Source organism: Propionivibrio sp., assembly GCF_029255185.1.
Classification (GTDB): domain Bacteria; phylum Pseudomonadota; class Gammaproteobacteria; order Burkholderiales; family Rhodocyclaceae; genus Propionivibrio.
Window position 1 is genome coordinate 1 of sequence record NZ_JAPUVO010000052.1, and the last position, 21599, is coordinate 21599.

General features: G+C 55.8%; 23 protein-coding genes, 1 tRNA gene and 1 pseudogene. 3 read left to right on the plus strand and 22 right to left on the minus strand.

Features of this window, described 5'->3' with window-relative positions:
- Positions 1 to 157: 157 nt before the first annotated feature.
- From Q1J43_RS01490 to Q1J43_RS01540, 11 genes are all read right to left on the minus strand, one after another.
- Positions 158 to 234, minus strand: a tRNA-Met gene (locus Q1J43_RS01490).
- A gap of 224 nt (positions 235 to 458) precedes the next feature.
- Complete coding sequence (locus tag Q1J43_RS01495; RefSeq protein ID WP_301100523.1) at positions 459 to 1268, minus strand: DUF2189 domain-containing protein; 810 nt, start codon at positions 1266 to 1268, stop codon at positions 459 to 461.
- A gap of 72 nt (positions 1269 to 1340) precedes the next feature.
- A complete protein-coding gene (locus tag Q1J43_RS01500; protein WP_301100524.1) occupies positions 1341 to 1658 on the minus strand; it encodes a hypothetical protein in 318 nt (105 codons plus the stop codon).
- 233 nt (positions 1659 to 1891) lie between these two features.
- The gene (locus Q1J43_RS01505; RefSeq protein ID WP_301100525.1) at positions 1892 to 2710 is read right to left on the minus strand and encodes a triphosphoribosyl-dephospho-CoA synthase; all 819 of its coding nucleotides are present in this window, start codon (positions 2708 to 2710) and stop codon (positions 1892 to 1894) included.
- The gene (locus Q1J43_RS01510) at positions 2682 to 3188 is read right to left on the minus strand and encodes a citrate lyase holo-[acyl-carrier protein] synthase (protein ID WP_301100548.1); all 507 of its coding nucleotides are present in this window, start codon (positions 3186 to 3188) and stop codon (positions 2682 to 2684) included. Before Q1J43_RS01510 ends, Q1J43_RS01505 begins: the two co-directional genes overlap by 29 nt.
- Complete coding sequence (citF, locus tag Q1J43_RS01515; RefSeq protein WP_301100527.1) at positions 3160 to 4698, minus strand: citrate lyase subunit alpha; 1539 nt, start codon at positions 4696 to 4698, stop codon at positions 3160 to 3162. Before citF ends, Q1J43_RS01510 begins: the two co-directional genes overlap by 29 nt.
- Positions 4685 to 5605, minus strand: a complete 921-nt coding sequence (locus Q1J43_RS01520; protein WP_301100528.1) for an aldolase/citrate lyase family protein — start codon at positions 5603 to 5605, stop codon at positions 4685 to 4687. Before Q1J43_RS01520 ends, citF begins: the two co-directional genes overlap by 14 nt.
- A 4-nt stretch (positions 5606 to 5609) precedes the next feature.
- Positions 5610 to 6095, minus strand: a complete 486-nt coding sequence (locus Q1J43_RS01525; RefSeq protein WP_301100529.1) for a PPC domain-containing DNA-binding protein — start codon at positions 6093 to 6095, stop codon at positions 5610 to 5612.
- Positions 6092 to 6355 carry a citrate lyase acyl carrier protein gene (gene citD, locus Q1J43_RS01530; RefSeq protein WP_301100530.1) on the minus strand — a complete coding sequence of 88 codons (264 nt, stop codon included), beginning with the start codon at positions 6353 to 6355 and terminating at the stop codon, positions 6092 to 6094. Before citD ends, Q1J43_RS01525 begins: the two co-directional genes overlap by 4 nt.
- A gap of 3 nt (positions 6356 to 6358) precedes the next feature.
- On the minus strand, positions 6359 to 7369 hold the full coding sequence (citC, locus tag Q1J43_RS01535; RefSeq protein WP_301100531.1) for a [citrate (pro-3S)-lyase] ligase: 1011 nt from the start codon (positions 7367 to 7369) through the stop codon (positions 6359 to 6361).
- Between the two features lie 44 nt (positions 7370 to 7413).
- Positions 7414 to 7674 (minus strand): hypothetical protein, encoded by a 261-nt coding sequence (locus tag Q1J43_RS01540; protein WP_301100532.1) that lies wholly within the window; start codon positions 7672 to 7674, stop codon positions 7414 to 7416.
- Between the two features lie 304 nt (positions 7675 to 7978).
- Here Q1J43_RS01540 and Q1J43_RS15845 point away from each other — a divergent pair.
- Positions 7979 to 8244 (plus strand): annotated as a pseudogene (locus Q1J43_RS15845) (transposase family protein).
- Positions 8245 to 8697: 453 nt separating this feature from the next.
- On the opposite strand, the gene Q1J43_RS01550 reads toward Q1J43_RS15845, so the two are convergent.
- The 9 genes from Q1J43_RS01550 to bamE form a co-directional block, all read right to left on the minus strand.
- Positions 8698 to 8949 carry an addiction module antidote protein gene (locus Q1J43_RS01550; protein WP_301100534.1) on the minus strand — a complete coding sequence of 84 codons (252 nt, stop codon included), beginning with the start codon at positions 8947 to 8949 and terminating at the stop codon, positions 8698 to 8700.
- A 125-nt stretch (positions 8950 to 9074) separates the two neighbouring features.
- Complete coding sequence (locus tag Q1J43_RS01555; RefSeq protein WP_301100536.1) at positions 9075 to 9467, minus strand: type II toxin-antitoxin system VapC family toxin; 393 nt, start codon at positions 9465 to 9467, stop codon at positions 9075 to 9077.
- A gap of 8 nt (positions 9468 to 9475) precedes the next feature.
- The gene (locus tag Q1J43_RS01560) at positions 9476 to 9772 is read right to left on the minus strand and encodes an AbrB/MazE/SpoVT family DNA-binding domain-containing protein (protein ID WP_301100537.1); all 297 of its coding nucleotides are present in this window, start codon (positions 9770 to 9772) and stop codon (positions 9476 to 9478) included.
- 104 nt (positions 9773 to 9876) lie between these two features.
- Positions 9877 to 10080, minus strand: coding sequence for a hypothetical protein (locus tag Q1J43_RS01565; protein ID WP_301100538.1), 204 nt, complete (start codon positions 10078 to 10080; stop codon positions 9877 to 9879).
- Between the two features lie 116 nt (positions 10081 to 10196).
- Positions 10197 to 10625, minus strand: coding sequence for a type II toxin-antitoxin system VapC family toxin (locus Q1J43_RS01570; RefSeq protein WP_301100539.1), 429 nt, complete (start codon positions 10623 to 10625; stop codon positions 10197 to 10199).
- On the minus strand, positions 10622 to 10888 hold the full coding sequence (locus Q1J43_RS01575) for a type II toxin-antitoxin system prevent-host-death family antitoxin (protein ID WP_301100540.1): 267 nt from the start codon (positions 10886 to 10888) through the stop codon (positions 10622 to 10624). Before Q1J43_RS01575 ends, Q1J43_RS01570 begins: the two co-directional genes overlap by 4 nt.
- A gap of 300 nt (positions 10889 to 11188) precedes the next feature.
- Positions 11189 to 13735: a response regulator gene (locus Q1J43_RS01580; protein WP_301100541.1), complete on the minus strand. Its 2547-nt coding sequence runs from the start codon at positions 13733 to 13735 to the stop codon at positions 11189 to 11191.
- 36 nt (positions 13736 to 13771) lie between these two features.
- A complete protein-coding gene (gene dapB / locus Q1J43_RS01585) occupies positions 13772 to 14578 on the minus strand; it encodes a 4-hydroxy-tetrahydrodipicolinate reductase (protein ID WP_301100542.1) in 807 nt (268 codons plus the stop codon).
- Between the two features lie 2 nt (positions 14579 to 14580).
- Complete coding sequence (gene bamE / locus Q1J43_RS01590) at positions 14581 to 15057, minus strand: outer membrane protein assembly factor BamE (RefSeq protein ID WP_301100543.1); 477 nt, start codon at positions 15055 to 15057, stop codon at positions 14581 to 14583.
- Positions 15058 to 15186: 129 nt separating this feature from the next.
- On the opposite strand from bamE, the gene fur reads away from it, so the two are divergent.
- On the plus strand, positions 15187 to 15630 hold the full coding sequence (gene fur, locus Q1J43_RS01595; protein ID WP_301100544.1) for a ferric iron uptake transcriptional regulator: 444 nt from the start codon (positions 15187 to 15189) through the stop codon (positions 15628 to 15630).
- A gap of 16 nt (positions 15631 to 15646) precedes the next feature.
- Here the strand turns inward: fur and Q1J43_RS01600 are convergent, their stop codons facing one another.
- Together Q1J43_RS01600 and purL are read right to left on the minus strand one after the other, a co-directional pair.
- Positions 15647 to 16120: a putative metalloprotease CJM1_0395 family protein gene (locus Q1J43_RS01600; protein WP_301100545.1), complete on the minus strand. Its 474-nt coding sequence runs from the start codon at positions 16118 to 16120 to the stop codon at positions 15647 to 15649.
- Between the two features lie 579 nt (positions 16121 to 16699).
- Positions 16700 to 20695, minus strand: a complete 3996-nt coding sequence (gene purL / locus Q1J43_RS01605) for a phosphoribosylformylglycinamidine synthase (protein WP_301100546.1) — start codon at positions 20693 to 20695, stop codon at positions 16700 to 16702.
- 237 nt (positions 20696 to 20932) lie between these two features.
- Between purL and Q1J43_RS01610 the strand changes: the two genes are divergently transcribed.
- The gene (locus tag Q1J43_RS01610; RefSeq protein WP_301100547.1) at positions 20933 to 21499 is read left to right on the plus strand and encodes an MCP four helix bundle domain-containing protein; all 567 of its coding nucleotides are present in this window, start codon (positions 20933 to 20935) and stop codon (positions 21497 to 21499) included.
- Positions 21500 to 21599: the final 100 nt, after the last annotated feature.

The following is a 21599-nucleotide window of genomic DNA, read 5'->3' on the forward strand; positions in this document are numbered from 1 at the left end:
CCCTCGCTTGACGTCCCAACTACCCAGTCTCCCAAATAGTCAGACTTTCTCTACATCGTGCGAGTTGCTTACATCTCGTTGCCTTATGCCTAAGCATAATCAACTAGACCAAGAACCCACACCTATCAATTGTCATGTTTTTAAAGAGCGTACTGCTTGGTTGCGGGGACAGGATTTGAACCTGTGACCTTCGGGTTATGAGCCCGACGAGCTGCCAGACTGCTCCACCCCGCGTCCGTGATTTTGAAGAGAAAGCATTTGACGTTTTTTCTTCGCCTCATCAACACAGCGTTTTTTCAAACTGTCTGCTTCGTCGTTTCCGACTAACCGGCTGTGGTGCGAGGGGGCGAACTATAGCAAACTTGAATTTACCCCGTCAAGCACATTTTATTAAAACTTGCTTGCTGCTCCGCTGCCGGCAGAACCACAACTATCTTGTAGCAAGGGCCGGGCGCCAATCAGCGCGCGGCGACTTTGGTCTGCTGATCTTCCGGGGCGACTACCTCCCGATAGGCGTGCCAGGTGGCGTGACCGATCACCGGCATGGTCACAATCAGACCAACAAAGAATGTCGCAAAACCGATGCTGACGAGGAGTACGATGCAAACGGCCCACAGCAGCATCGGCCCCAGGTTGCGGCCACAGGCAATAAGGCTGGCGATGGCTGCGGTGACGGCATCGGTCTTGCGATCGAGCATGAGCGGCACGGCGATGACGCTAATGGCAAAAACGAAGGCCGCAAAGAAACCACCGACGGCAAAGTAGACGAAGGCAAAAACGGGCTGTTCGAAAGTAAGGACGGTACGCACGACGTCGGCAAAGGTCGGCAAGCCACCATTGAAAAAAAGGGCGAAGATGACGATCGATGCGCGCGCCCAGACGAGCAAGACAACAGCCAACAGTGCGGCAAACAAGCCGACATTGGCCAGATTGGAGCGCCAGGACGCAAGACTGGGGGCTAGCTTGAATGGCAACCCGAGTTCGATGCGTCGACTCAGGTCGTAAAGCCCCATCGCCAGAAAGGGGCCAAGCAGCAGGAAGCCGGTCGTTAGCCCGGCGAAGAGTGCATAGGCTTTAGCAAACACCGCCTGCATCAGCCAGCCGGCGGCAGCAAAACAAACACCGTAAAAGAGGCTGGCCGGGCCGCCCCGGCAAACATCTCGCCAACCCGCACGTAGCCAGTCTGGGATGGCGCCGATCTCAATCCGGCGTATCACCGGGAAGTGGCTTGAAGGGTTTTCGGCAGTTGGCACATCAATTTCGCTCACGGGAGTATTCCTTCGCAAGTGTTGCATGTGCTCTGTTTCCAAACGTAGCAGGCGTGAGTATCGAGAATATGACTAGCGGCGCGACGGATATATCTGCCGCCCGGCGTCCTTGACATCGCGCCGCAACTGCCGCCGTTCCTCAGGGGAAAGGCGCTGCGCCCGCGCAGCCTCGCTGCCCTCGTTCCGCCTGGCATAGGGGCGTTTTGCGTCACGCGGGTTGCGTGCCGGTTGTGCGCTCTGAGCGCTGCCCTGCCGGGGTTTTTCACGAACGTCGGGGGTGGACGGGGCAGCGGCGCTGGACGATGACAAAGTCAACGCCACGGCCAATACCGTCGCAATCACGCCGCCAATCATCCGTTTGACCGAAACCATCACAAGCCACTTCTCCAACGAATTTGCTCTCTGACAGGTTGGTGCTTTTCCATTGCTCGACCAGCAACGATTGCCATACCAGAAAGAGACTTTGCATTGTGCACTCCTTCCACGACTCGTGGAACCTCCACGGCCTTGGCAGCACTCCTGACACTAGTTCGCAAGCCAGTGGGTAACAGGGATTCGCGCCATTCTTAGTAGTTTGTAAAAATTTGTATCCGGCATCCGTGTTCCAGAAATGCCCCACTGTTCTACGAAATTTCACCACTGGCCAGCAGACAGCCGTAAGCGATTCCAAGCATGTCAGCAATCCCCCCAGTGGTGATATTCATCCGGATATAAGTACGATTGAGTTCTTTGAGGAAGGCAATATAGTCATCGCCTTCGGCAACAATTTGTTCGAGTTGGTGGCCGTCGCGCTTCACTCTGGAAAGCCCCTGCGAACCAGCACGATGCAGGGTGGTGGTGTCCTCGACGGTCTGCATCAGGCGCGCCAGCATGGCAAAGGAGGCGGCTCGGAAACAGTCGTGCTGTTTCATGGCTTGGCGAAAAACAGGCAGCCCTTCTTCAAAAATGGAGGGGAAACCTCTGATCGACTCGACGACAATGCCACCGGCCTGGTATTTCCTTCTCGCCTGTCGACCGTTGGTCGATTGCTCTGCAACGTTTTTGAAGAATTCGACGGCCAGCGCGGACAAAGCCTGGCGAATGGCGTACTCATCCGCAGAAGCGGCATGCCAGCGGGCGATCAGCAACATGCCGCTAAGAAAGATAAAGCCTTTATGGGTATTGGTTCCAAGCTGCTCCAGCAGACGCTGTTCGGCACGCACCCCGATATGTCTCTGGTGCACGAAGGCTTCACCCGCAGCCAGGGAACTGACCATTTCATCCAGATAGTCGGAAACGTATTGAATTGAACGCTCCATGGTGCAAATCGATAGATCGGGATGTGAACCGCAATCGGCCAGGTCGACGAGTCCGGGCTTGGGCGTCAGATAGAGTTCCATGCTAGCTCCTTTGACCAGGGCAGCGGCCAGCAACTCAAGCTGTGAAAGAGCTAAGCAGTGCATGTGTTTTGGCAATGACTTCGACAGGTGAATGCCGCTTCAGGCGGATGCAGTCGACGGCCGGACATTGGCAGACAAGACAGGGACGTGCGGGAAAGCCGAGGCTGGCTCGGTCGATCTGATTACCTTGCGCGGAATAGACATCCAGATCAATCAAGCGAGCAGAAGGATTACTTGTCTCAAGGGCAATGCAGTGTTTTTTTGCTTCAAGCGGATCCATTTCAAACGCCATGATCGCGTAAGGCCCAAGGACATCGTAATATTTTTCGGGCTGCAACAGACCAGGAAACGTCAGTGAGAATTCGTCAAGCATCGACAAAAAAAGTGTCTCGGAACCCGGTGGCGATTTTTCCAAACCAGGAATATTCAGCGACAGAAAAACTGTCGCAGGATGGCCTGCGCTCAATACCTGAGAAAGCGCAGCCTGCCTCTGGTCTCTGGCATCCAGGAGACTACGGACAGACTTGTCTGATGACGTCAATGATTGAACCGTCACGGTATTCAACCAGACCGACAATCTTGTCCACGAACTCGATCGGCCTCGGAACACCGGTCACTGCGTAGATTTCGTCACGCAACTGACGAATGTCCTTGACCGGTGCGCGTCGCCTGATCAGTTCCGCCTTCAATTCCGGAAGATTGTCATTAACGGCGACACCCCGCTCGGTAACGATGACGCCGACCGTCTCCCCTGGCGTCGTTATTGTCGTCACCTCATCGCGAACGATGGGCAGGCGTCCGCGGATCGAAGGCGCGACGACGATCGAAACCTTGGCACCGGCAGCCACGTCGCAGTGTCCACCGGTATTGTGCAGCAGGTAGCCCATTGACTCGGTATTAACGTTGACGTTGAAATTGACGTCAATTTCTGTAGCGCTCAGGATGGCGCAATCAAGGCGATTGACAACCGAACCGCAGTTGAACGGATTGGCATACATACCGGCGGTCATTTCCTGATGCTTCTGGTTTCGCCCAATGGATTCAACCGCTCTCAGGTCGAAGCACTGAACGTCGAACAAGGCTTCAAACAGCCCCTCCTCCAGCATATCGACGAAATTGCCGGTAATTCCGCCACAACCAAAGCTGCCCTTGATCTTGCCTTGGCGCATCATGTTGCGCACATTCTCGGCGACGGCCAGCGAGATGCCGCCCGTCCCGGTCTGGAAGGAAAATCCGTCTTTGACATAGCCGGAGGACTCAATCACCATGGCGGCATATTTTGCAATCTGCAGACCGATCGGATCGGTGGTGATGCGGGTCGTCGACGAAACGATTTTTTTCGGATCGCCAAGTCTTGACACCTGAGCGACAAAGTCCACCACCGACTGCGGGATACCGACCGGGACGGCCGGGAATGGCACCAGATTGTCAGTAACAGCGACCACCTTGTGTGCGTGTTGTGCGTCAACCTGCGCGTAGCCAAGGCTGCCGCAGGCAGACGGGCCATAGAAGCCGTTGAAGTTGCCATACTCGTCGCAATACGGCGCGGCCAGGAAGGCGACATCGACTGGAATCTCGCCGGTAATCAGGGCGCGCGCCCGGCCGCCGTGCGAACGAACGACGATCGGGCAATCCAGTTCGCCTTTGGAAACCAGTTCACCGATCAGGCCGTTGACACCGCATTCGAATCCGGTAATCACGCCTTTACGGATGTAGGGAATCAGCTCGGCATGAACGATGTGGATTGAGCTCGATGCAATCTTAATATCGCGAATGCCGAGGGCATCAATTTCCTTGACCAGATCGTTGAGCAGCTGGTCGCCATTGCGCAGACTGTGGTGCGTCGAAATGGTCATGCCATCTTTTAGGCCGACAGCAATGATTGCATCCTTCAGTCCACCGACCAGCTTGCTGCCGTTATGGGTCAAGCGCCGGATCGCCCGGGTTGAGCGCTCCGCATGCGGTTGCAAGGACCAGGGATCACTGTAGGGAATCAGCTTTTTCCCGGAAAATGTCTCCGGTATCTGCCGCCCCAGACTATTCAGCACCATGGATATCCTCCTCATTTATGACGACATCGACCATGCCATGAGCGTGGGCGGTGCGTAAAACGCGAGCAGCGCGTATGACGATTGGCACATCGATCATCTTGCCTTTCAGTGAAATGACGCCGGTGCCCATTTCACGGGCACGCTTGATGGCGTCCATGACTTGCAGGGCGTAGTCGATCTCATCTTGCTTGGGCGCAAATACGTCGTGAATCACATCGGTCTGGCGCGGATTGACCATGCACTTGCCGGTAAAACCGAGTCGCTTGATCAGCTCGGTTTCAACGCGCAAGGCCTCCATGTCATTGACGTCGGAAAAAATCGAATCGATCGCCTGGATGCCGGCCGCTTTCGCCGCCCAGAGGACATTCATGCGGGCGTTGAAAAGTTCCTCGCCGGTCTTGGTGCGGTTGATTTCCATGGTTGCCGTGTAATCTTCGGCGCCGAAGGCAAGGCCGATCAAGCGCGTCGATGCACGCGCCGTCCTGGTGGCATTGATCACGCCTTGCGCCGTTTCAATCGAGGGCAGAATTTTGAAATGGCCGATACCCAGGCCAAGCTCTTCTTCATATTCGGTAAGCAGAGTGTCGAGACGTTCGACGATTTCAGGCGAATCGGCCTTGGGCAAACGAATGCCGTCAGGAATGGAGGGAAGAACCGCCTTCAGATCGTCCAATGCCCACTTGGTATCCAGTCCATTGATGCGAACCAGGATTTCCTTGTTACGCTCCTTGTAACTCTCGAGGAAACGCCTCACCAGTATACGTGCCGCATCCTTCTCGCTGAGCGGAACAGCATCTTCAAGGTCAATGATGACGGCATCACACTGAAAGAGCGGGATGTTCTGCAACATCGATGGCATGTTACCCGGCACGTAGAGCAGTGTCCGGCGTAATTGGTACTCAGCCATGTGTTTACTCCTCGGCGAAGAAAATGGTTGGGGTACCGCCGGATTTGGAGAGATGCCGTTCGATACCCTCAAGGACAAGTTCAACCAGCACGATCTCGCAGGTAGCAAACACCTCGGCGTCCTGCATGTGCCCTCCGACCACGTCGCCGGATGATTTGCTGGCCATGATATGCAGGTGACAGTTGGCCTGCCCTGACTCGGCCGGTACGATATTTCCGCTCAGCGAGAGCAACTCCAACGGGCCTTCCAATTCGTGAAAAGTTAACCTTGCCGATGTGATTGGCAACTTGGCACCGCTCTTGATGTCGTTCAGGTGGACATTCTTGACCGAACCGATGGCGGAGAGAATCACCGCGTTATGAATGACTTCCTTACTGGCAATCTGCTTGATGCTCTCTACCAGACTTTCACCGGGACGAATCTTGACCAGAAAACGTCGCCCCTGCTTGTATTCCTTGTACCACACGCCTTTATCGTTGCTATCCATCATGCCCCTCCAGCCCGCTGCAGAGCGGTTTCAAGTCGTGCTTCTATGGCGTAATCGAGCGCGCCGCGATCGCTAATGCTGATCCTGCCGGACGCAACCCCGAATTTGTCAAGAACCTGCTCAAGCCTGGCGCGAATCAGGTGCTCGAACTGCTTCTTTACTGTCGATTCGATTTCAATGATCAGCTTGTCAGCCGGCTCCACAATGACCATCAGGTCACTGGACTGCATGGTGCCGGCCTGCCCTCTCTTCAAAATATTCATGTACTACCTCCTCATGTCAAATTGCAGTTGTCTTCGAATGGGCTCAGCCGCCTCGCTAGCAAGAAATGCGAGGGTGCTGGCCGGTACGTAGTCATCCAATTGCGCAAGCTCGTTACGCGCCATCAGTTCGCGTACCCGAGAGGCGCTGATGACACCGGACAAGGCTTCTTTTCGCTCAATTTCAACCAATTCGATAGCGTAATCCGGCAATAAACGTTTCATCGTGTCGTTATAACTGTTGGTCAGCTTGCAGTTCGGCTCGGTGCCGACAAAGCGGCGGGTAATGCCAAAGAATGGGGCAATCCGCGACGAAAACAGGGTAATGTCGAGTTCCATTTGAATACGGGCTACTGGATCGTCCTGCTTGAGAAAATAGGTAGGAAACGTCGCGCCACTGACGATGTAGCGCGACGTGTCGAGAAGAATAACATTGCTAATGTTGCGTACCCCCTCCTGCACCAGGCGGAAACGGACATCAAAAGGAAAAAGCGAGCGATCTTCGCGCACAACAAAGAGGTACAGGTTATCCACCTGACGCGCAGCACTTTCCGCCAGATAGAGATGGCCCTTGGTAAATGGATTGCAGTTCATGACGACAGCACCGTTCATTCCCGTCCTGACCAATGACCGCTTTGCGGCAAGCCAATTCCTGAGGCCGTTGCCGTATTCGAGCAGCGCCGCCCGACCCTGGTTGGCCAGCAGTGTAAAGTTCAGCGCCTCAAAGGTCCGGACATATTCGGGTTTGGTATAGATGAACAGGGACTCAAAACCGGCATCCAAACCTCTGGAAACGAGCGCTGTAGCCATTTCGCCCAGCAACGGGCCACCCTGGTGCGACGGCTCAACGATCAGCATTTTTAGGATATTCCCAGCACGCGCACCGACAGCAACGAGTTCGTCAGATTCATGAATGCCGAACAACTCATCGAAGCCTTCTTCGAAAGAAAGGCCGTTACGCTTTATGAGATTTTTGGCAGCCGCGATGTCAGGACCGGATGTCAATTCAACAATCACGTCGATTTTTTCCTTGAAGAGGGGCTACGACACATAAGTGAGCATTATCCATTGCGTTCACACACGCATCGAACGGAAAGTAGTAGATCAAGGCGCGAAAATGCTTGAAGAAAGATACATTCCCCACCATTCTTCTTCGGAATGGCGACCGCTTTGACCGGCGGCGGAAAGTAGCTTCCCGAAGACATCCGATTCCATATCTCGTAAAGATTCCCCTTCATATCCTGTTCAAAGTCCGCGATGGTCTGCTTATCCACGCCGGCCGCGCCCGCATTGGTTTTTACCGCCTGATACGCTTCATACACTTGCCATTTGTCAATGGTAATGGTTTTGCTGCACTCATCCGCCTCTTCCTATTTCCAGTTGAACGCCAAATGCAGCGGCTTGATCCGGCCCCTTCGCCCCAGCCGCATTACCAGCCTTCATCGCTACTACAGGTCGGTCCGTCCCAGTGCTCCGCATCGGTACTCTCGCCTCGTGGCGCATAGACCGCCTAAAATGCCATTGTAGTTGACCCACAGAAAAAGCCGTTTACAATCGTCGGATTATGCACATGTCTTGTAAACTCTGTTAAATTCTGCTCTACTCTCGTCTTTTGCGCGAGAGAAAATGGTCCCGAAAAAGAGAAGTTTTGTCGTTTGCCTTGCCGAGATTGATGACCCGAGAACGGGCAACGGCAAGCGCCATGATTTGGTAGAAATACTGGTGATTTCCATCTGCGCCATTTTTGCGGAGGTCGAAGGATTTGAGGACATGGCCGAATGGGCGCGGAAGAAAGAACCTTGGTTGAGAGGTTTTTGCGCTTGGAAAACGGCATTCCTTCGCACGACACCTTTAACCGCATCTTCCGGATTCTCGATCCTGAGCAAGTTTGAGAAGGTGTTCAGGAAATGGATCAGAGGCGTTGTAGGCGCGCTGCGCGAGAACGAGGCCATTGATGGCAAGACGCTCAGAGAATCGGCGAGGCCAGGCGTTAGCCCGGTGCATAGCGAGTCGATTCGGTGCGTACGGTCCAAGGGCAATAATCCGTTCTGGAGACCCGGTATTACATTGCATCGGGAGAACTCGCCACCGAAGCATTCGCGGGCGCCGTCCGCGATCACTGGGGCATAAAAAACCGACTCCACTAGAGCCTTGATGTCATCTTCAGGGAAGATTCGCGCCGTCTTGTCAAAGATAATGCTCCGCAAAACTTTTCGTTGCTGACCAAGATGGCTTTGAACCTGTTGCGGCAAGACACCTCAGATCCCAAGAAAAGCATGCGACGCAAGCGCAAAGTGATAGGCTGGGATGATGATGCTCGCATAGATTTGCTCGGGCTTACCCTACTATGATGTTCGAGTGCGATTGCCCTGCAGGATCGGATTACCGTTCTCGCTGAAAGAACGGTAAAGTTGCTCGTGGGAAAGTCCAGTTTGTCCGGCAATTTGCGCCATGCCCTTTGCGCGAACGACTACGCCAAGCGCGTGCGCGATGTAACCGGCGTCATTCGCCTCGAACGCGTCGGCCATGAAGATTGCCATTGCTTCGTCAGAAGTCAAATCCTCAGCGGGATCGTAGGTGCTCAGTTTTTCAGCCATTTCATTCACCCCATTCAGCAGCAGGGCGCTTTGCCGCCTTGATGTCTTTTGTTTGCTTGCTCTTATCGCCACCGCACAGCAAGACGATGATCGTGTCGCCTCGTTTATAACAGACCCAGGAAACACTACACCCAATTTACCAAGATCAGTGGCGCCTCGATCCGCTCGTAATGCCGACTGTTGTTCGTAACCAGTACAGCGCCGGCCGACAGTGAGTGTGCCGCTATCATCGTGTCCAGCTCACCGATCAGTTGCCCTGAACGGGTGAGTTGATGGCGGATTTCGGCGTACCAGTCTGCCGCCTCGGCGTCCCATGGCAAAACGCGAATGAATTTTAGAAACTGACGCACCGCCAGATGCAGCCGATGCTCTGCAGGCAAGTGCTTCAATCCGTATTGCAATTCTGCTCGAGTCATCGCCGAGATGCAGACCATCGACGGCGAGAGAGCAGCCAATTTGCTTTCTATGGAGGGCGACCTCCCTTTAATAAGGTAACTCGCCGTATCGGTGTCGAGCATATGTAGCATCACAAGTCACCGACTTTGCCGTGAGGCGCAGACTCCTCTTCAAAAATACCGCGTTCTTGCGACACCACATTCATTGGGCGCTTGTCCATAAAGTCGGTGTTTGGGTCGACTGCGTGCAGCAGTTCGAATAACGCGCCCCAGGACTTCGCACTGGGTCGGTTCGACAGCACGACATCACCGGTTGCATCGTCCCGCGTGACATACACTTGGTCTCCATCGAAACGGAACTCGGCTGGAAGACGAACGGCTTGACTGGCTCCGTTCTTGAACAGCTTGGCAATACGAGCTTCCATCATTTTGGTACTCCTCACAGGTCTCAACAGTATATGCCTGAGTATATACTACTTCCTGAAAGTCGAACCTTTCTTGAAATGTGATCAAGTTTCAAAAACCGCCCGCCTCACCCCTCCAGCTTCATCACCAGCCCGGTCCCAGCCCGGTCAGTTCCGCCCAAGCTCTTCGGCGCCGGGCGCGTGGCTAAATAATCGACCAGCCAGTCGTCATCGGCCGGTTTGCTCAGCACCGGCACGCTGCCTTGCCAATCGATGCGGAAGGCGGTGGTCGATGGTGTGCTGCCCGTGCTTGGGCTGGCGTTCTGTGCCATGTTGTTCGGCGCTGGGGTCGCTGTAGGGGACTTGGGTGGCGTGACTGGCGAGGTGACGCCGTAGGTCTGGGTATTGCCGGCGGCATCGAGCTATCGTCGCGTTGCGTTCAGAAACCTCAAGGAGAAGTGATTGTCATTCCTAACACTTTGGCCGATTTACGCAGGCGGGTGTCGAAACACGCGAAATGCAATTCTTCGTTGGCCGATTCCTGCAAAGTACGGGCGGCAGCGAGTTGGACGCTGTCGTAACCCCGTAAGGCAAAGATGTCGGAATATTCGCCCGCGAGTTCCATCAAGGGCTGTGTCACTTCAACGATGGCATAACGGAGCCAGTCAGTGCGCAACCGGCGTCGGACGGCATCCACGATCTCTACATCGGCAGGATCCTCGCGCGACCGACGCGCCAATGCGGCCATGAATTCGGCCCAAGCAATGCGGCACACCGCGATGGCAGAGGCCGATTCCGCGAGGATTCGCATGACGTCGCTGGAATCTTCCTTGATGTATAACTTGACCAGCGCCGATGTATCGCAGAACAGAATCAATCCCGATTCTCCATCACCATCCGGCTGACCGATGTTCCGCGTGCTTCGATTCCCAAGGGCGGCTGTAATTGCGGCTTTCCACCGCTCCAACTCAGGGCGCCATGGATGATCAGGTCACGAAGGCCATCACCGGTCTGCTGTGGGATGCCAATGATTCGGGCGATCGGTTTGTTGTGGGAGGTTATCTCAATGATTTCTCCCGCCTGCGCGCGCAACAGCATGCGGGAAAGCCCAGATTTTAATTCTCGGATGGCGATAGACATGATGCCCTCAAGCAAAATGTGACTACATTGTAACTGTAAATTGTAAATAAGTGCCCTTATTTCTGAACCAGCCCCCACTAATCTAAACACGATTTTTCGGTAAAAACATCAATTGCGCTGGGCCTGATAGCCGGCGCTCTGGCGCAGGTTGTACAGGTGTGAGACGGACAGCGTCGTCCACGGTTAGAACAAATTCACCGTGCGGACAGCGTGGCTAGGCGCTCATACCTGAACTGGAAAACACTTTCTCCCGTGCACTTCGTTCCTTTTTTTGGCCGTCGCTCCCCTTGTCATACGCTGTCAAATGACAATTTCGCCGCGAACAAAGCGTTCCATTTCAGGCTTCAGCCGAGTCATTTCCAGCGCCAGAACGTCGGCAAACTGGGCGCAACGCTCCCAGTCGACGCCCTCAACCGACTTGGCGGCATGTTCCAGTTCAAGCGCCATACGCCGCGCCCCTTCGGCGTGAAAAATGGCAAACAAACTCTTGACTGTGTGTGCATTCATACTAAGCTGAGCCGCGTTCTTGTTGCGCACATCAGATTGAATCCGTGACAAATGCTGGCCCCACTCCTTGACCATCATTCCGGCCATAGTCAACAGCAGGTCGTGGTCGCCCAGATCGCACAATGCCGCAGCCAGATCAAGCGAAACCTCGGCGCGCGCGTAGACTGGCTCCCGCGCAATCGAGTCATCTTCAGCTTCCAAACCAAGACAACGATCAATGGTGGCGTAAAGCTCTTGCGCTTTAATCGGCTTGGAGAGGTAATCGTCCATGCCGGCCTGCAAACAGCGCTCACGATCTCCATCCATGGCGTTGGCGGTCATGGCGATAATGTAGGTTTGCTTGAACTCCTGTGAGCTAACCCAGCTGCGCCTCATTTCACGGGAACGTATCGACTCGGCGGCTTCGATACCGTCCATGACCGGCATCTGCAAATCCATGAAAATGAAATCGAAGTGCATTTTCTCGAAGTAATCCACCGCCTCGGCACCATTATTAGCCAGCGTGACGCGATAGCCCCGTTTTTTCAGCAAACGTTCGGCAAGCTCCTGATTGACCGGATTGTCTTCGGCCAGCAGCACTTCGATTTGCGGTGCTTCGCCAACTCGCGTTTGATCAACGATGTCGAAAGAATCGAGCAGAGATTTGTCCTCGCTCTTCAGGCCACAGACCAGCTTCAATGCTTCAATCAGATCTTCGGGAGCAATCGGCTTGACCAAATGGGCATCAACACCAAGCTCGCGCAGGTGCTTCAAACTTTGCCTTTGCTGGTCGGTATCGAGCAGCATGATCAATTTTTCAGGGTGAGCGCTGCCCTGCCACGACTCGGCCAATGTCACGCCACCAGGCGCTGGCATCTGCGCGTCGACAAAAACAAAGTCGTAATGAAAACCGAAAGTTCTCGATTTCTCGATTGCATCAACCGCTGCCTGTGCTTCGGACAAATGTGTGGCTTGCATTCCGATGCGCGCGAAAAAGGCCAGCAACTGGGCGGCAAGAACTGGATGACTAACCAGCAACAGCGCTCGTCGCGTACTGAACTGTAAATCCGGCGCTGCCGCCACACCAGCCGAATCAACACCCAAACGACAGGTAAAATAGAAGCAGGAACCTTCGCCTTCAACACTGTCGAGCCAGATATGTCCGCTCATCATCTGCACCAGGTGGGCGCAAATTGTCAATCCCAGGCCTGTTCCGCCAAAACGCCGCGTCGTTGAATCATCAGCCTGTGAAAATGCTTCAAAAATCGCACCCTGCCGGGAAACCGGGATACCGATGCCGCTATCCCGGACCGCAAAGCGCAGCAGTACTGAAGCCGTGGCGCGTTCCTCGACCGTGACATCAACCAAAACATCCCCTTTTTTGGTGAACTTTACGGCGTTGCCGACCAGGTTTGAGATTACCTGGCGTACGCGTGTCGGGTCGCCGACCACCCTGGGTGGGACACTGGGCGCCACTGAAACGATGACTTCCAGGCCTTTCTTGTGAGCCACCACCGCCTGCGTACGAACGGCTTCAAAAACTAGATTGGAGAGCGAAAACGGGATCTCCTCAAAGCGCAGCTTGCCAGCCTCGATCTTTGAAAAATCGAGAATGTCATTGACGATGGCCAACAGCGATTCGGCCGAAGACTTGACCGTCTTCAGATAGTGTCGCTGCTCGGCGTCAAGCTGGGTGTCGAGCGCCAGTTCGGTCATGCCGATGATCCCATTCATCGGCGTGCGCAACTCGTGGCTCATATTGGCCATGAAATAACTGCGTGCCCGATTGGCTGTTTCAGCCGCTTCCCTGGCCGTCAGTGCCTCCGCTTCAGACTGCCTGAAGTCCTTGATATCACGATGCAACAGCAAGAAGCGCATGGGTTCACCCACAGCATCACGGGCGACTACCGAGCCTTTCAGGAATAGCCACTTCCAGTGCCCATCCTTGGTTTTCAACCGGCATTCGGCCTGAAAAAAACGCGACTTGCCGGCCACACAGGCGGTAATCGCCGAGTCAAAAACCAGCAGGTCATCCGGCTGCACCAGTTGCCGCCAGCAGGCGATGGTATCTTCCAGATCGCCGTCGTCATAGCCCAACAGCACTTTCCACTGTTTACCGGAGTCGATTTGACCGCTTTTGAGATTCCAGTCCGAGAAGGCGTCGCTGGAAAGTTCAGACTGGAGTTGATGCACGCCGAAAAGCTGGGTGATCAGCGCATCTGCGGCATACAGAAATTTCATGGTCCCGAGCGACAGAAGAGGATGGTCTTGCGCTGCCTCGGCCAGTAATTGCCTTAGTTCGTTTTCGCCGTCTCCGCCAAAAATTTCGCGGAGCTTTCCAGCCAAAATCTGGGATTTCATTCGGGGAGGCCCGGCTTTGCGTTGGGCTGAAAGCGTTCAGCGCAAACCCAAAACATCCTGCATGTCAAACAAGCCACTCGGCTGGTTGGCCAAGAAGCGTGCGGCGCGCAGACTGCCCAAAGCATATGGCATGCGGCTGCCAGCCTTATGGCTGATCTCAACCCTCTCCCCGGTACCGCAATACATCACAGTGTGGTCGCCAACGATGTCACCGCCGCGCACCGTGGCAAAACCGATGGTGGACTGATCGCGTTCCCCGGTAACGCCTTCGCGGCCATAGACTGCACATTTTTTCAGGTCACGCCCGAGCGCCTGCGCGACCACCTCGCCCATGCGTAGCGCCGTTCCGGAAGGAGCGTCAATTTTGTGTTTGTGATGCGCCTCGACAATCTCTATGTCATACCCTTCAGAAAGGATGCGCGACGCCGTATCGAGCAGCTTGAAAACCACGTTAACGCCAACACTCATGTTCGGCGCAAAAACAACCGGAATTTTTCGCGCAGCAGCAGCGATTGCCTCTTTGCCTGCCTCGTCAAAACCGGTCGTCCCGATGACTATAGACACCTTATGCCGAAGGCAAATATCGAGATGCTCAAGCGTTCCTTGCGGACGGGTAAAATCAATCAGGCAATCGGCTCTGGCGATCCCTGCCTCGACGTCGCTACTGACCAATACGCCGCAGGGCATCCCGACCAGTTCGCCGGCATCCTTGCCGATTGCAGGCGTTCCCGGCTGATCAATTGCCGAGATCAGCGTCGCCTCGCCATTTTTCAGAATAGCCTCGATAATCATCCGCCCCATGCGGCCACAAGCGCCAACGACGGCAATCTTCACCTCATTCATCCTTAGAAACCTACGCTTTCCCTCATTTTTCCAAAAAAACCTTTTTCTTCGAGCGGCGGCGCCACGCTGTCCACAGCAATCGAACCAAGATCGATCTCGCGCGTCCGACTCTCCGGGACCGCCGAAGCATCTGCTGCCTGCGCCGCCATCACATCGCCACTCACACTGACCAGTTTGTCGCTGGCGTCAAAAAAAACTGAAAACTTTCTCATCTCGACAGCACCGGTACTCCCTTTTTGCAAGCGATAGACATATTCCCAGCGATTGGCATGGAACATATCCATAAGTACTGGCGTGCCGAGGATAAAGCGAACTTGATCCTTGGTAAGACCGGGCCTGAGCTGAGACACCATATCCTGGGTCAGAACGTTGCCCTGCTGAACGTCAATTTTGTATTCACTGACGATGCGTGGCACCGATGAACAACCACAGAAGGCTGCCACCAAGAAGGTTAATCTGGCAAATCGAGAAAGAGTCATGCGCGGGATGTTTCTTGGCAAATAGTCGGAAATACGCTTTGCAATGCAAGCTGAGCACTAGAAATCTTAGCATCGGGTATATCATAACCGAAAAGAACGCTCCCCCTCTTTACTGACCAAGCCGAACCTATGAGCAAATCTACCGACCTGAAAAGCATGGGGCTCAAAGCCACACTCCCCCGCCTGAAGATTCTCGAACTTTTCGAACACGCCGAGGTGCGGCACATGACAGCCGACGACGTCTATCGCTTGCTGCTGGGCGAGAACATGGACATCGGCTTGGCCACCGTCTATCGCGTACTGACCCAGTTCGAACAGGCTGGCCTCCTCGAACGCCACCACTTCGAATCAGGCAAGGCGGTTTTCGAGATCAATGCCGGAAAACACCACGACCATCTGGTGTGCATTAACTGCGATCGTGTCGAAGAGTTTTACGACGAAGACATCGAGCGCCGCCAGAAAAAGATCGCCAAGGATCGTGGTTTTGTCATTCAGGAACATGCGCTCTACCTCTATGCAGAATGCACCAAACCGAACTGCTCGCACCGGGGCAAGCACGAGAAGCAACGCTAAAACGGCAGCGGGCAGGTCAGGCAAAGAGGTCAAGCCGTACGCCAACCGGCCTCTTGTCGCTCTGCTCCACGCCCTGATATAAACGGGCGTTCCCCCGGTCTGCACTGGTCGCTTGTTCACGCTGCTGCACGGCAAGCTCTATTCGTGCTTCGCTCTCCATGCTGCTGGCCTGCGCTGCGACGCTATTATCCTGAGGGGACGGTTCGGCGGGAGCCAAGGCCGTCGCGCGTATATGCTGTGCCTTGGGAATGGTTTCTGCTGGCGACCGACCGGGCGAGGTATCGATCGAAACCTCACCGGAAACGGCATAGCGTTGATTATCCGGACCCGTCTGATAGCTGTAGGATGGGCCACCGCGCACCAGATCGGCGCCGACCGCAAGATGGGCCTGCTCGTGAGCGCGAACCTGGCGATCCGTCTGCCTGAGTTGTTGAACCTGTTGCTGTTCTTCCGGCGTTAACTGCTTTACCTGAGACGTAGAGGAAGTCACAGGATTCTCTGAATCCCCCGAGCGGGACGACACTGCAAGCTGCTTCGACGCCTGCGCGGCGAAACGGGCGAGGTTCTCGAATCCGAAACCTGTCGTGGCTGGACTAATTGCCGTACTCTGAATCATCGTAGAAATGGCCTTGGAGGCAACCGGCTACGTTGTTCAGGGTAAACCATACTCCAATGATTTTCCAGCGCTAATTTGCCGCAACGCAGATTGGCACTTTGCTTAAGTGGTACGCTATAGCGCACGTTCGTCAAGTTTTGAGAAAAAAATAGTCTCCCTCTTCGACAAACGCCACCAAGAAGGCACATTTGCACATGCGACGACGAGAACGCGTTGTCTGGGATACTTCGCCTGGTTTGGGTGAGCCAGGATGTCCAGCAACCCACCGGCCTCGATTGAGACAACAACGCCCTCAAACGAAATCCCCCGCTCTGCTTTGACGGTCTCGTTTTTCTCAGGATTCCAGCGAAATGGTTTCATAAGGGAGTGCTACGCCGATGTGTGCCTTTTGTCACCACGGCGGAAAAATGATTTTTTTGTCTTTCTCTGCGATCTCTGCGTTGAAAGTGCTTCCTACCCCACCCACTTCCGTGCATTGCGGAACATGCGCAGCCATGGCGAGTCTTCGCCCATGCCATCGGAATGCCAGGACATTTGCACGCTGCGGAAGACGCGCTCGGGGTGCGGCATCATAATCGTGAAGCGGCCGTCGGTGGTGGTGACGCCGGTAATGCCGTCCGGCGAGCCGTTCGGGTTATATGGGTAGACCTCGCTCGGCCGACCGGCGTTATCCAGGTAGCGCATGGCCACCAGTGCGCTGGCCTGCTGCTCGGCGGAATCAAAGCTGGCCTGCCCTTCGCCGTGCGAGACAACCACCGGCAAGCGGCTGCCGGCCATGCCGGCAAAGAACAGTGACGGCGATTCGGGCAGTTCGACCATGGTGAAACGCGCCTCGAACTGCTCGACCCGGTTGCGCTCAAAACGCGGCCAAGCCTGCGCACCGGGAATTAGCTCCTTAAGTGCGCTCATCATCTGGCAACCATTGCACACGCCGAGCGCAAAGGCATCACCACGAGCGAAGAAAGTGGAGAACTCGCTGCGCGCGCGACCATTGAACAGGATCGTTCGCGCCCAGCCTTTGCCGGCACCGAGCACATCGCCGTAGGAGAAACCACCGCAGGCCACCGCGCCCGTAAATTGCGCAAGCGAAAGACGGCCGGAAAGAATGTCGCTCATATGCACATCGACTGCTGCAAAGCCCGCGCGATCGAAGGCCGCAGCCATTTCGACGTGGCCGTTGACGCCCTGTTCGCGCAGGATGGCGACGCGCGGACGGGCACCGATATTGATCATTGGCGCAGCGACATTTTCGGCCGGATCGAAGGAGAGCGAAAACGAAAGACCGGCATCTTGTATGTCAAGAATGCGGTCATATTCCTGCTGCGCGCATTCCGGGTTGTCGCGCAGCGACTGCATGCGAAAGCTTGTCTCCGACCAGGCACGCTGCAGATCGACGCGCTTCTCCCTGAGCACTGTCCTGGCGTTGCGAATGACGCGGACTTCATCCCAAGAATTAGGCGAGCCGATGAAATGGGTACACGCGCCAAGACCGGCCGCGCGCAACAGGTTCATCACCTGGGTACGATCGGCGCGGCGGATCTGCAGCACGGCGCCGAGTTCCTCGTTAAACAGTGCGCAAATCAATAGCTCGAAGGCGCGACCGCGCAGCAAATCGGGCTTTTTCTCGGCGCCATCGACGTCGTTGCTCAGCGGATCAAAACACAGGCCGTCCATATCCAGCGACACGCCACAATGCGCGGCGAAGGCCATTTCAACGAGGGCAGCAAACAGGCCACCGTCAGAGCGGTCGTGATAGGCGAGCAACAGATTCTTGCCGGCCAATTGCTGGATGGCGGTGAAAAAAGCCGCCAGCCGCGCCGGCTCATCGACATCCGGCGCTTCCGATCCGGTCGCGTTGAAGACCTGCGCCAGCGCTGAACCGCCGAGACGATTGCGGCCAGCGCCCAGATCGATCAGCAGCAGATCGCTATCTCCGGCATCGAGCTTTAGCTGCGGCGTCAGGGTGCGGCGCGCATCCTGCACTGGCGCAAATGAGGTAACAACCAGTGACAGTGGCGAGACGACCTGCTTCTGCTGCCCCGCGTCGTCCCAGGCGGTACGCATCGAGAGCGAATCCTTGCCGACCGGAATCGAAACACCGATCTGCTGACAAAGGTCGGAAACGGCGCGTACCGTGTCGAACAGGCGGGCATCTTCGCCCGGCGCGCCGGCAGCGGCCATCCAGTTGGCCGACAGCTTGACGTCGCCCAGTTTGGCGATATTGGCTGCGGCGATATTGGTCAGCGCCTCACCGATTGCCATGCGGCCCGACGCCGGTGCATTGAGGATGGCCAGCGGCGTGCGCTCGCCCATGGCGAAGGCTTCACCGAGCGTCGTCCGGTAACCCATGGTCGTCACGGCCACATCGGCAACCGGCACCTGCCAAGGCCCGACCATCTGGTCACGCGCGGTGAGTCCGCCGACGCTGCGATCGCCGATGGTAATCAGGAAGGTCTTGTCGGCCACGGCCGGCAGGCGCAGCACACGATAAGCGGCGTCTTTCAATTCGACGGAGGTCGGATCAAAGGGAAGCTCAGGCGAAGGCAGATGCCCGACCTCGCGCGTCATGCGCGGCGGCTTGCCGAGCAGCGCGTCCATCTCCATGTCGACCGGCTTGTTGGCAAAATGACGGTCGGCGACGACCAAACGCTTGTCGGCCGTCGCCACGCCAACCACCGCGAACGGGCAACGCTCACGTTCGCAGAGCGCTTTGAATTCGGGCAGACGGCTGGGCGGGATGGCCAGCACGTAGCGTTCCTGCGCTTCGTTGCTCCAGATCTCGGCCGGCGACATTCCCGGCTCCTCGATCTTCACGTCGCGCAGTTCAAAATGCGCACCGCAACCGGCGCCGTGCGCCAGTTCAGGAAAGGCGTTGGAGATGCCACCAGCGCCAACGTCATGCACCGAGAGAATCGGATTGCCTGCACCCGGCACTGAGGCGTCGCCTTGCGGCGCACCCATCTGCCAGCAGCGGTCGATGACTTCCTGCGCGCGCCGCTGCATTTCCGGATTGCCACGCTGCACGGAAGCAAAATCGAGGTCTTCACTATTGCTGCCGGTACTCATCGAACTCGCTGCGCCGCCGCCCAGGCCGATCAACATGCCCGGCCCGCCAAGCTGGATAAGCAGGGTTCCCGGCGCAAAAGTCGCCGCCTTGAGGGCCTGACTGTCGGCGATGCTGCCAACGCCGCCGGCGACCATGATCGGCTTGTGATAGCCATGCACGACGGCGTCAGCGCCAACGCCGACGAGCTGCTCGTAGGTGCGGAAGTAGCCTGTGAGATTGGGGCGGCCGAACTCGTTGTTGAACGCTGCGGCACCAACCGGGCCTTCGAGCATGATATCCAGCGCCGAGGCGATGCGTGATGGACGACCGTAGCCCGCACTCTGGCTTTCCCAGGCTTGCAGCGCCTCAGGCAGATAGAGGTTGGATACCGAGAAACCGCACAACCCGGCCTTCGGCTTGGAGCCGCGCCCAGTCGACCCTTCATCGCGAATTTCGCCGCCGGAGCCGGTGGCCGCGCCGGGAAAAGGCGAAATCGCCGTCGGATGGTTGTGCGTTTCGACCTTGGCCAGAATATGCGTCAACTCCTCGTTCCAGACATAGCTGCCATCAGCGCCAGGAGAAAAGCGCGCCACAGGCGCCCCGGCAAAGACCGACGAGTTGTCGGAATAGGCGACGACGGTGCCTTGCGGATGCGCCTTGTGCGTCTCGCGAATCATGCCAAACAGCGTTTCACTACGCGGCTGACCGTCGATCACCCAAGCGGCGTTGAATATCTTGTGCCGGCAGTGCTCGGAATTGGCCTGCGCGAACATCATCAGTTCGACATCGGTCGGATTGCGGCCGGTCTTGATGACAAACAGGTCGACCAGATAGTCGATCTCGTCGTCTGAGAGCGCCATTCCGAAGCGACTGTTGGCCTCGACCAGCGCAGCACGGCCACCGCCAAGCAGATCGATGGTGGTCATCGGGCGGGGCGGGAAGTGTCGGAAAAGTTCGGCCGTTTGCGCGAAATCATCAAGCACGGTTTCGGTCATGCGGTCATGCAGCATGACTGAGATCTGTGCCCGTTGCTCATCGGAGAATCCACCCTGCGGCGCTTCAAGATAATAAGCGATACCGCGCTCGATGCGTTCAACTGCCTGCAAACCGCTGTTCCAGGCAATGTCGGTAGCCTTCGATGACCATGGCGAAATGGTTCCGATGCGCGGGGTGACAAGAAAAAGTTCTGCGCACGCTGCGCCTGCTTCATCTCGCTCCTCAAGCAGGGCGGCCAACAGTGTTCGCTCTGCATCGCCGAGCTCCTTGCACAGCTTGACGACATGCCAGTATTCGGCGCTGGCAATGGACACGCCTGGCACAACACCCTCTATACGTTGCTGCAAAACTTGAAGGCGAAAAGCGGAAAACGCGTGATTACCGCGCAGAAAAAGAATGTCGGCCATAGCAATTGACTGAAAAGGTTAGGGAAACCTGAGTGAAGGCGAAGGCGCACTACACGAAGCCGCGATTATAGCCGAGAGCTAATGCATCACGACCATGAGCGACAACTCGCAACAACCAGTCAATAACAATTTGTTGTACTATCGACCGGCTTGTAAAGCTTAATGATGAATATCATATCCTTATCGCATATTTTCAAACCGAAATGAACAACATTTCATAGTAAGAAAGATATATCGATGAATATGCTTGGCGCACTCAGTCTTCGAGGTAAGCTGATTGCCCTATCAGGCCTTGCTTTAATGGCCCTATTGGCTGTCATCCTGACCGGTTTTCTCGGCATCCGCAGCGGAGTCGATGGGGTAAAGGAAATCGGGCGCAATCGTTTGCCTTCGGTAATTGCTCTGCAGGCCATCCGCGAAGCACAACTAGGCTTGAAGTCGAGCAACTTCGAAGTCGGCCTGTGGGAAAACGACACTGACGCCAAAGATCAGTTTGAAGCCATTGCCAAGGACAAGCAGCTCTACTGGAAAACGATCGATGGCGCATGGAATGACTATCAAAGCATTCCAAAAGCCGCGGAAGAATTAGCACTCTGGGATGTGCTGGTCAAAGAATGGGCGGCTTGGAAAAAGATCGATCTTGAGATTCTTGGCCTAATCAATGATCTGGCCAGCAACAAGGAAGCAAGTAAGCAAAAGGCCTTGTTCCAGCGCTACTTCATGCTAGGCGGAGAGCAACGGAAATCTTACTTAGCTGCAGAAAAGTCAGATACCACCGGCAAAGCCGGTGGCTTGAGATTGTGAGCGCCTCAAAGGCGCCCATGAAACCTTGAGCCGCCCTTGGCGGCTTACCCCAGTTCGAGCTTCATCTGATCGTACCGCTCGTCTTCGTCCTCCTGATTCC